Origin of the sequence: Arenimonas maotaiensis, assembly GCF_014638745.1 — a bacterium.
Taxonomy (GTDB): domain Bacteria; phylum Pseudomonadota; class Gammaproteobacteria; order Xanthomonadales; family Xanthomonadaceae; genus Arenimonas; species Arenimonas maotaiensis.
The window spans coordinates 182,858-193,459 of the sequence record NZ_BMFO01000004.1 but is presented as its reverse complement, the minus strand read 5'-3'; the positions used below and the strand labels follow the sequence as shown (position 1 = coordinate 193,459).

The 10,602-nt window shown below is 51.5% G+C and carries 7 protein-coding genes, 3 tRNA genes and 1 pseudogene; 1 reads left to right on the top strand and 10 read right to left on the bottom strand.

Translation table 11 applies throughout. The features are described 5' to 3' along the window. Nucleotides 1-120 (top strand): annotated as a pseudogene (locus IEV56_RS09800) (IS3 family transposase); the annotation flags it as partial. A 13-nt stretch (nucleotides 121-133) separates the two neighbouring features. On the opposite strand, the gene IEV56_RS09795 reads toward IEV56_RS09800, so the two are convergent. From IEV56_RS09795 to IEV56_RS09750, 10 genes are all read right to left on the bottom strand, one after another. After that, nucleotides 134-2,170, bottom strand: a complete 2,037-nt coding sequence (locus IEV56_RS09795) for a heavy metal translocating P-type ATPase (RefSeq protein ID WP_188450176.1) — start codon at nucleotides 2,168-2,170, stop codon at nucleotides 134-136. A 93-nt stretch (nucleotides 2,171-2,263) separates the two neighbouring features. Further along, a complete protein-coding gene (locus IEV56_RS09790) occupies nucleotides 2,264-2,575 on the bottom strand; it encodes a P-II family nitrogen regulator (RefSeq protein WP_188450175.1) in 312 nt (103 codons plus the stop codon). Continuing rightward, nucleotides 2,572-5,685: an efflux RND transporter permease subunit gene (locus tag IEV56_RS09785; RefSeq protein ID WP_188450174.1), complete on the bottom strand. Its 3,114-nt coding sequence runs from the start codon at nucleotides 5,683-5,685 to the stop codon at nucleotides 2,572-2,574. The genes IEV56_RS09790 and IEV56_RS09785 overlap by 4 nt, the downstream gene beginning before the upstream one ends. A gap of 33 nt (nucleotides 5,686-5,718) precedes the next feature. After that, nucleotides 5,719-6,924: an efflux RND transporter periplasmic adaptor subunit gene (locus tag IEV56_RS09780; protein ID WP_188450173.1), complete on the bottom strand. Its 1,206-nt coding sequence runs from the start codon at nucleotides 6,922-6,924 to the stop codon at nucleotides 5,719-5,721. Continuing rightward, nucleotides 6,921-8,222: a TolC family protein gene (locus IEV56_RS09775; protein WP_188450172.1), complete on the bottom strand. Its 1,302-nt coding sequence runs from the start codon at nucleotides 8,220-8,222 to the stop codon at nucleotides 6,921-6,923. Before IEV56_RS09775 ends, IEV56_RS09780 begins: the two co-directional genes overlap by 4 nt. Nucleotides 8,223-8,286: 64 nt before the next feature. Next, the gene (locus IEV56_RS09770) at nucleotides 8,287-8,670 is read right to left on the bottom strand and encodes a hypothetical protein (protein WP_188450171.1); all 384 of its coding nucleotides are present in this window, start codon (nucleotides 8,668-8,670) and stop codon (nucleotides 8,287-8,289) included. A 187-nt stretch (nucleotides 8,671-8,857) separates the two neighbouring features. Continuing rightward, entirely contained in the window at nucleotides 8,858-10,066 is a 1,209-nt protein-coding gene (locus tag IEV56_RS09765) for a tyrosine-type recombinase/integrase (protein WP_188450170.1), read from the bottom strand. A gap of 162 nt (nucleotides 10,067-10,228) precedes the next feature. Further along, a tRNA-Leu gene (locus IEV56_RS09760) sits at nucleotides 10,229-10,315 on the bottom strand. 17 nt (nucleotides 10,316-10,332) lie between these two features. Beyond that, nucleotides 10,333-10,406, bottom strand: a tRNA-Cys gene (locus tag IEV56_RS09755). Nucleotides 10,407-10,491: 85 nt separating this feature from the next. Next, nucleotides 10,492-10,567: transfer RNA gene (locus tag IEV56_RS09750), tRNA-Gly, on the bottom strand. Nucleotides 10,568-10,602: the final 35 nt, after the last annotated feature.

Genomic DNA, 10,602 nt, shown 5'->3' with positions numbered 1-10,602 from the left:
GCCCGCTCGGACGTATTTGACTATATCGAGCGCTTCCACAATCCTTGGATGCAGCGTAGGCTGGATGCTCAGGATCGGAAGTTCAGTGTCTTAACTCAACTGTCCGCGGAAACGGGGTAGAACCCAACCAAGATCAAAACTTCATTCTCTGTATCCGCACTGCATTGATGATGGCCAACAAGGCCACGCCGACATCGGCGAACACGGCTTCCCACATAGTGGCCAGGCCACCGGCACCAAGCACCAATACGATTGCTTTCACGACGAAGGCGAGAATGATGTTTTGCCAGACAATTCTCTTGGTTTGCTTGCCAATATTGATGGCCATGGGAATTTTGCTAGGCAAGTCATCCTGAATCACCACGTCAGCGGTTTCAATCGTTGCATCGCTGCCCAGTCCGCCCATGGCGATACCTACATCGCTGAGCGCGACCACTGGCGCATCATTGACACCGTCGCCTACGAAGGCCACCGATTCATTTCGCGCTTTGATTTCTTTTACTTTGTTGACTTTATCTTCCGGCAACAAATCACCAAAGGCGCTTTTAATACCTAAAGTATCAGCTACCAATTTCACCACACTGCCTTTATCACCACTGAGCATCGTCGTTTTGACTCCCAATGCGTTGAGCTTGTCGATGGTGAGTTGCGCATCTTCTTTGATACTATCGGCAATGGTGATATGTCCGACAAACCTATTGTCGTAAGCAATGGCAATGGTGGTGTAAACAATGCTGGCCGGATCAATGTCATAAACAATGGCAAATTTATCCATCAACTTGAAGTTGCCTACATGTAGTGCCTTGCCATTCACCTCGGCGACAAGCCCATGCCCGGAGATTTCTTCGACATTGTCGAGTTTGATCGAGGTATCCACGTTGCCAACATATTCATGGATGGCAGAAGCCACGGGGTGAGTACTCTGGCTTTCCAACGCATTCACCATGGCCATGATGTCGGCTTGGTTAAATTTGGGATTGAGAACGACTTCCTGAACTTTGAATACGCCCTCGGTCATGGTGCCGGTTTTATCCATCACCACACTCTGTACATTGGCAATGATGTCCAGGAAATTACTACCCTTGAATAAAATACCGTTCCGACTGGCAGCACCGATGCCACCGAAATAGCCCAGCGGAATTGAGATGACCAGAGCGCACGGACAGGAGATCACCAGGAATACCAAAGCACGGTATATCCAATCGTGGAATACGTAGTCGTCCACAAAAAACAGCGGAAGTACGCAAATGGCGATCGCCAGGAAAACGACAATCGGCGTGTATATTTTTGCGAACTTGCGGATGAACAACTCAGTCGGTGCTTTTTGTGCAGCCGCGTTTTGCACTAAATCCAGAATTTTGCTTAGCTTGCTATCGGTATAGGCGGTGGTGACTTTTACCTGCGCCACCGAATTGAGGTTAATCATTCCGGCTAGCACAGTATCGCCCTTGGCTTTGGTATCGGGCTTGCTTTCACCGGTTAGCGCGGCTGTGTTGAAAGAGGCTGTGTCAGACAATAGCTCACCGTCTAGGCCGAGCTTTTCACCCGCCTTTAGTTGTATGATATTGCCGATAACTGCCGTGTCGGCTTTGATAGTTTTAGCCTGGTTGTTTTCCAGAATCGTGACTTCATCCGGCCGCTGATCAAGCAACGACTTGATATTTGCTTTCGCACGCTTCACTGCCAACGTCTGGAACACTTCACCGACGGCATAAAACAACATCACCGCCACGCCTTCGGGATACTCGCCAATGGCAAAGGCACCAATGGTGGCAATGCCCATCAGGAAAAATTCAGAGAATACCTGGCCTTTACTAATGCTTTGAAAGGCTTCTTTGAGTACCGGCACACCGACCGGCACATAAGCGACTATGTACCAGACAACGCGAATCCAACTTGTAAACCAGTCGGGTTTCACATAGGAGTCCAGCGCGATCGCAATCAGTAGCAAAACCAGACTGATAATAGCGGGCCGAAACATATTTATCGGACTATCGCTGCTTGATGCATGGTCGTGACCATCGCCATCTTCGTGGCCGTGGTCATGGCCATCATTTTCGGAATGCCCTTCTTTTAATAACGCCGAAGCGCCCGCTTTGGAATAGATTTTTTCTTCCTGCGTGCAGCAAAGTTGTTTGCCATCTTTGTCGTATTTGTGTTGGTGTGGCATCTCTATACTTCCTGCAGGTAGATGAATGGAATTCCCTTGTCACCCAGCGTGCGCTGGGTGACCGGACTTTTCATCGGGTTGTGATTGTTCGCCCTAATCGATGCGAATGCTTTGCCCAATCTCGCTCACATAAATCCAGCCAGCATCGGGTTTGCCGGTGCGGGCGACTTTGCTAAAAATAGCAATGGCAGCTTCGACTTCATCGTCTTCACAGAACAATTCCATCTGGACTTCGTTGATCATTTTCTCGCCGAGCTCGACCGAGTATTCCTGCTCGCGGGTACTAAGTGCCTGCAACATGCCTTTGACATCGAACAAACTCAGTCGCGTGAAACCCGCGGCATCCAAGGCGTGTACGATGTCGCCCATACGGTTACGGTGTACGAAAGCTTTTAACTGTTTCATTGGGCAATCTCCTTGGCTTTATTTTCGGCGCGGGTTTCCATCCATTCGTACAACACGGGTAACAAAATCAGCGTGAGCAAGGTGGAACTAATCAATCCGCCGACAACCACCGTGGCTAAGGGTCTCTGCGTTTCTGCACCAACGCCACTTGAGAGCAGCATAGGCACAAGCCCAAGAATAGCTACGCTGGCGGTCATCAGCACCGGCCTAAGTCGCAAGGCCGTGCCTTGTACAACGGCTTCACGCACCGACAGCCCACGCTCACGCTGTTCATTCAAGAAGCTCACCAACACGATGCCGTTCAACATGGCGACACCGAACACCGCAATAAAGCCAATGGCTGACGGCACCGACAAATACTGCCCGGTGACAAACAATGCCAACAATCCACCGATGGTGGCAAACGGTACGTTAGCCAAAATCAAGGCCGCGTATTTGATAGAGTTAAAGGCGGTATAGAGCAAAACAAAAATGAAGAAGATTGTGACCGGTACAATCAGACTCAGTTTTGCCAAGGCACGCTGCTGGTTGGCAAAGGCACCGCCCCATTCAACCCAATAGCCAGGCGGCAATTTGACTTGCTGCTTGATGGCCGCACTGGCTTCGGCCACAAAGCCGTCGACATCGCGCCCCTTCACATCCATTTGGATGACGGCGTAGCGTTGCAATTGTTCGCGTCGAATAAATGAATAGCCTTCTGCCACGCTGACATTGGCAACTTCCGACAAAGGCACGATTGCACCAGAGGCCGCTTTCAATGGAATGCGACGTAGCGACTCGATGGAATCCCGTGTTTTGTCGTCCAAACGTACGGCAATATCAAAGCGTTTGACACCATCGAGCAACACACTGACCGGCTCGCCACCTAAACCATTACGGACGATGGTCAGTACTTCTTCGGCATTCATGCCGTGGCGTGCCAATTCACCGCGATTCACCTCAATTTTAATTTGAGGTTTGCCCAAGTTCGCTTCCAATGAAAGGTCAGCAACGCCTTGTACTTTTGCCAGCACGGGTTTGAGCTGCGCACTTATACGATCGAGTTCTTTCAGATCTTGACCATATAATTTCAAAGCCAGTGTGGCTCGCACGCCGGAAATCAGCTCTTCCACCCGCATTTGAATCGGCTGGGTAAAGCCCGACACCACGTTGGGGACTACTTCCTCAATGGTTTCCTGCATCGCCACTTCGAGCTCTTTAATGCTGCGTCCGGTTGTCCACTCATCTTCGGGTTTCAGCGCCGTGTAAATTTCCATGTAATTCACGTCCGCTGTTTCACCTTTTTCGGCACGACCAATCATGGCCAGAGTCGTTTCAACTTCGGGAAACTTTTTGAAGGCTTCGGCAATTTTATTACTGGTGTTTATCGATTCATCGAGTGAAGTGGACGGAATGCCCGTGACGCGCCACATGATCGAACCTTCCTGCAATTGCGGCATAAACTCTTTACCCAGGAACGGAAATAAAGCCAAGCTGCATACCAAAGCGATACTGGCAGTAACCACCACGACCTTTTTACGGGCCAACGCCTTGTCCAACAACGGGCGATAGTGTCGCTTTAGAAACGCCACCAGCCAGGTGTCTTTCTCGGGTTTGGGTTTGAGAATCATTGAGGCCAATACCGGAATCAGGGTCAAACTTAATACCAAAGAACCCGCCATCGCAAAGGCAATATTGAACGCCATTGGCTTGAATAATTTGCCTTCCAAGCCTTCCAGACTAAATAGCGGCAGGAACACCACAATAATAATCATGATCGCAAACGAGATCGGATTTGCGACTTCTTTGGCCGCGGCTAACACCGCCGAAGTTTTGTTGACCTTTTCACCGTGCTCGAGTCGCTCGGCCATGATGCGAAAGGCGTTCTCGACCAAGACCACCGAACCATCGACCATCATACCGATACCGATTGCCAAACCGGCCAACGACATCAGGTTTGCCGATAAGCCAAATTGCCCCATGCCGATAAACGCAATGAGCATCGCCAAAGGCAGTGTGATCACGACCACAATCGCCGATCGCAATTCGCCCAAAAACAGGAACAAAATAATCGCGACTAAAATGGAGCCTTCGATCAAGGCTGCCGTCGCAGTACCAACCGCTTTATTGACCAAATCGGTGCGCTCATAAATTGGCTTGAGCACAATTTCTTTCGGCAATGCACCAGACACCGTTTCCATTTTCTTTTTGACTTCTTCGACCACGTCTTTGGCATTTTCACCCATGCGGGAGAGTGCCATACCGAGTACGACTTCTTCGCCGTCGCGAGTCACTGCACCAAAGCGCGGTGCAGGGGCTTGTACAATATTGGCCACATCGCGCATATATACCGGCACGCCATCTTCGGCTTTCAGTACGATAGCTCCGATATCGTCGCTGGAAGCCAATAAGCCCAGGCCGCGCACGAGATATTGCTCGCGACCGACGTCCATCACATTGCCGCCGACCTGTCCGTTATTCGCAGGCAAGGCTTCAATGACGTCACGAAAGCCCATGCCACGGGCATACAGTCGTTGCGGATCAATTTGAATTTGGTATTCGCGTTCACCGCCGCCCCAAGACATTACATCGTCGACGCCTGGCGCCGTGCGCATGATTAAACGCACGGTCCAATCTTGCCAGGAGCGCAAGTCCATATCGGTAACTTGTTCTTTTGTAACGCCGGGTCCTCGTTCAACGGTGTACCAGAATACTTGCCCCAAGCCCGACGAGTTCGGTCCCATACTCGGCTTGCCGTAACCGTCGGGTAAACGATCGCCGACTTCCTGCAAGCGTTCATTCACCAATTGGCGAGCGAAATAGATATCCATGTCGTCTTCGAAATATACCGAGACATACGACAAACCAAACAAGCTTACCGAGCGAATTTCCTGCACTTTCGGAAGGCCAGCCATCGCGGACTCTACTGGAAAAGTCAAAAGTTGCTCGACGTCTTCTGCCGCCAAGCCTGGCGATTCCGTGTAGATATTGACCTGTGCCGGTGTGATATCGGGAAACGCATCAATCGGCACATTGCGTACGGCTTGGATGCCAAGAAACGCAATCACGGCAAAAACAATCAACACCAAAAATTTATAGCGCAGGGAAAGTTCAACTATTCGATTCAGCATGACGGGCCTCCTAACGTATCGGGGATAGCACGATTAGTGCCCATGACCTTCTCCCATTTGTGCTTTAAGAATTTGCGCTTTGAGCGTGTAAGCACCCTCAATCACAACCACATCGCCCACTTTTAAACCTTCGGTAATGACAGTGCGATTGCCAATCACGCTGCCTGTGCGAACGGAAACGGGATCAAGCGTGTTGTCGGCATTTTGACGAAAGACAATGGTATCGCCTTCCAGTTGCAGCACCGCTGCGGTCGGCACGGCGAGCTGGGTGTCTTTGCTGGCACCGGCATCTAGGTAGGCATCGACATAATCGCCGCCGTGCAAGCTATCGTCTATATTCATGACTTCAATGCGCACCAACGAATTACGGGTGCCTTCAGCAGTCCGGTGAGAGCGTTGCACGACTTTCCCGGTCAAGCGAACGTCTCCGTGAACAATGTCGGCTTTGCTTCCGACGGCAACGCGCTGGGCGTTTTCGGCGGGGAGTTTGGCATCGACCCAAACAATGGATTCATCTACTAAACGAAATAAGGTGCGACCTGGTTCAATGCGCTCACCAACCACAAAATTATCTTCGGTAACACGTCCGGCATGCGGTGCAGTTAAGGTGAATTCACCATTGGCACGCCCCACGGCGGAACCCGGCAAACCATAAGCACGGGCGGCGGCGCGGGCTTGCTCCACAGCGACTTGGGCTTCGCTATAACGACGACCCGAAACCGCATCGCGGCCCAGGGACTGCATGCGTTTCCATTCCTGTTCGGCAATCAGTAACGCGCCTTGGGTCTGTGCGACTTCAACCGACGACAAGGTCACCAAGGGAGCGCCTGCTTTGAGTTCATCGCCCAATTTGGCATGACGACGCACGACGAGGGAGTCCACGCGAGGGGTAATTAAGGTGGTGCCATAGGCGTTGTCGACGACTTCACCCGGTGTGCGCAACTCTTCGTTTAGCAATGTTTTTTCCAGCTTGGCCACACGGATACCGGCTGCTGCCATAGCTTTGGCGTCCATACTGATCGGCTTTGCTACTTCTTCGCCATGCTCGCCACCTTCTTCTTCGGCATGCTCGCCAGCCGCTTCTTCCTTGCCGTGTTCTTCTTTAGCTTCGCCGACATGTTGTTCGGTGGCTTTTTCTTTTGCTGCAGCTTCCGTTTCAGCTGTCTTTGATGAACACGCCGACAGAGTGATTAATAGGGCGACCATCACAGTCAGGCCAAAATATCGATTCAAATTCATTTGGAAGTGTCTCCGTTAAATGGGGTGTCCAAGCCGAGCCAGCTTTCGAGCTGGCCGGTGGCAGAAAGGTATTCGGTGCTACTGCGCCATAAACGGCTTTCAAGTTCTGCACCGGCTAATGCCGTGTCCAGCGTTTGTTTCAGTTGCAATAAATAATCGGCAGTCGAGATTTCGCCTGCGCGCCATAGTTTTTCGAGTAGTTCTGATCGGCTCTCTACGCTAGTGCCTTTGCTGCTGCGCCAAAGTTGTGCCGCTTTTTGCATGGCTGCGTAAGTGGTCCTGGCGCGTGTTGCCCGTGATTGCAGCTCGGTATTAACCCGTTCAACATCGATGTTGGCGGCATCCGAGTCGGCTTGTGCGGCCACCACTTCGGCACGATAGCTATTGCGGACATACAAGGGAATGCTGAGCTTAATTCCAACGATATTATCGGTAACATTGCCATAATCGATTCGCCCACTGGTAAAGCCGAGAGTTGGATCGGCAATGCGATCCTTTTTGGCGACGGCAATCAGGCGCTGCGCCGCTAATGCATTGGCATTAACCAGCTGCCATTCTGGAAGTGATTCCAGCTTGATGGCATGCTCGGTGTTAATGCTTGGCAGGTTGTTGGCCGACATCAAATTCATACTGCTGTGGTCGGGCTGTCCACCAACATTACGAAAGCTTTCTTCCTGCTCGGCCAGATCGGCCAGCAGATTGGCTTGTTCGCTTTGGGCTTCATCGCGTGCCAGCAATGCCAAGTCTCTTTCCAAGGATGAAATGTCGCCGACCTTGAATTGCTTTTCCGCCAAGTCAGCAAACCGAATCATCAAATCCAAGCGTTTATTGCCCACCTGCACGGCTTGCTGTGCACCTTGCAACGAAGACCAGGCAGTTAGCCAGTTGACGGCGAAGTCACGTCGGCGCAATTGTGCCTGCGCTTCGTCGAACTGCAATTGGGCCGCACCGGCATCGCGACGAGCCCGGCGTTTGCCACTGATATCAATTGCCATACTTAGTTCGGCCGAGGACGCGCGGTCAGTGCCTTCTTTATCAGAAACCAATTCCAGCTCAGGATTGTAAAGCGGACGGCTGGCCGCATCGGCTCTAGCTCTTGCTGCGGCCAATTGCGATTCGGTAATACGGGAGTTGGGGTGATTGTTCCAAGCGGATTGCAGGGCTTGTTTGATCGGTGCAGGTGCAGTGGTAGTGAGAACTGGCGCTACATTGGCTTTGCTGTAGCTGGCGAAGGCCAGCAAACACATGCCAAGCATCACCTCGATTCCTGGGAATCGAAAATGGGGGAACACAGACATTAGTAAATCCTCTAAACGGAGCTAAGCCGGCGAGTGTATCGTCGGGGAATTGTTTTTAGCTTGTTTAGATAATCGGCGGTCTGAAATCAGGCTGTAAGGCAGCTTGTTTAAAATAAATCGCTGATGGGAAATAATTCGATTGCGATATATAAATGGTTATGCCCTGTGCTGATGGCAACATGGCGGTAATATTATGACAGTTGTAATCAGGGCAGGCGTCTGACGCATGTTTTTGTGGATTAGTGGCATCACTTTCGGCAGTAGAACTAAAATTAGTTTCAGCACCTTCTAGATGCTTAACCTGCTCGCTGTTGGTTAAATGTTCGATAGGTTCGTAATTATCGAAAGTACTTGCCAATCCTAGCTTCATCACAAACAACAAAACTATTGCCCACATGTGTGGTCCCGTCCTGAGGCGAGCAATTAAGGGTAGTGAAGCAATAGGCATTTAATATTCTAGAATTTATAAGTCATGTTATACAATTCCAAAAGTCCACTTAAATCTGTCAATTTATACATTTTAAAATAGTTACTATAGTAAATCTACGTAATGCTATAAAGCCCAGTCTGTATATTTGCATCTAATTTTGACCCGCCATTTGCATTAAATATTGCCCCATTCAAAGCTTTAATAATTAGGCAACTGCCGATTTTAACTGGTCCAGATAGTCCGCCCACGCCTGCATCATAATTTTGCGCTCAGGAAGGTGCTTGGTGCGGTTGTATGCGCGGCCATTGGCGTCCTTAACGGCATGTGCCAATTGCTGTTCGATGAAGTCAACCCGGAACCCAAGCCCCTCATCCAGGATGGTGCGGGCGGTGGCACGGAAGCCGTGCGGTGTGACCTGTTCGTTGCTGTAGCCCAATGTTCTCAGTGCTATGCGAACGGCATTTTCTGACATCGGACGCCCACCCCGCCGGGCACTGGGAAAGACATAGCGGCCATAACCTGTCTGAAGCTGCAAGTCCCGCAGGATCGAGAGCGCCTGAGTACTCAGCGGCACGATATGGGGCTGGCGCATCTTCATCTTGTCGGCTGGGATGTCCCAATACGCCTGATCCCAGTCAATTTCAGCCCATTCCATGAAGCGAATCTCGCCCGGACGCTGAAACAGCATAGGCGTCAGCTGCGCTGCGGCCTTAACCACGTTTGTGCCCTTATACGCATCAATCGCCACCAGAAGCTTGCCCAGTTCGGCAGGATCGGTAATCGCCGCCCGGTGCTTGACCTTGAGATTAACCAAGGCCCCCTTCAGGTCCTGGGTCGCATCGCGCTCGGCACGACCCGTCGCAACGGCATAGCGCAACACCTGGCTGGCAACCCGCTTGGCCCTATTCGCCGTTTCATGCAGGCCATCGGCTTCAATCAACCGAAAGGCCGAAAGCAGTTGCATCGGCTTCAGCTCCGAAACGGAAAACCCGCCGATAACCGGGCAAAGCTTCTTGCCCAGTATCCATTCCAGCTTCGCAAGCGTGACAGTCGCAGCACCTTCTTTTCTGCATTTCTCAACATACTCACCGGCCACCAGGGCGAAGGTGTTGGCGGTAGATATTTGCTTCAAGTGCTTGTTATGCTTCTTCAGGGCGCTCGGATCGACACCCGAAGCCAGCTCAAGCTTGGCCATCCGCGTCTTCTCTCGGGCTGCTGAGAGCGTCACGGTCGGATAGACCCCCAAGGCCAAACGCTTCTCTTTGCCACCATAGCGGTACTTAAAGCGCCAGTATTTGGCACCCGTGGGCATCAGCTCCAGATACATCCCGTTGCCGTCAGCGAGCTTGTAAGGCTTGTCCTTGGGTTTTGCCTGCTTAATAGCGGCTTCGGTTAGCTTATTTTGACCTGCCATGATGACCGCGCCCCCAAGAGAATCGTCTTATGCCCCCTATTGTGCCCCGTAGTTGTTTCGGTTGCAATAGCATCTCTTTGGACGTCTTGGGATATAAAACCAATAAAAAACCCGCATTTACGCGGGTCTTTGGACATCGTTGAATTTTACAAAACTATATTATGGTGCCCCGGGCCGGACTCGAACCGGCACGGCCGCGAGGCCGGGGGATTTTAAGTCCCATGCGTCTACCAATTTCGCCACCGGGGCGGTGGATTGGCTGTATTTGGAGGCCTGGGTCGGAATCGAACCGGCGTACACGGCTTTGCAGGCCGCTGCATGACCACTCTGCCACCAGGCCGGTGGACTTGCGATTCTATCGGAAAACCGGGGCGGGTTCTACGCTAGAAAATGAAAAACCCCGGCGGACCGAGGTTTTTCGAAACTGGAGCGGGAAACGAGACTCGAACTCGCGACCCCGACCTTGGCAAGGTCGTGCTCTACCAACTGAGCTATTCCCGCGGAGAAGAATATTATCGGTTTTGGCGGATTTATTG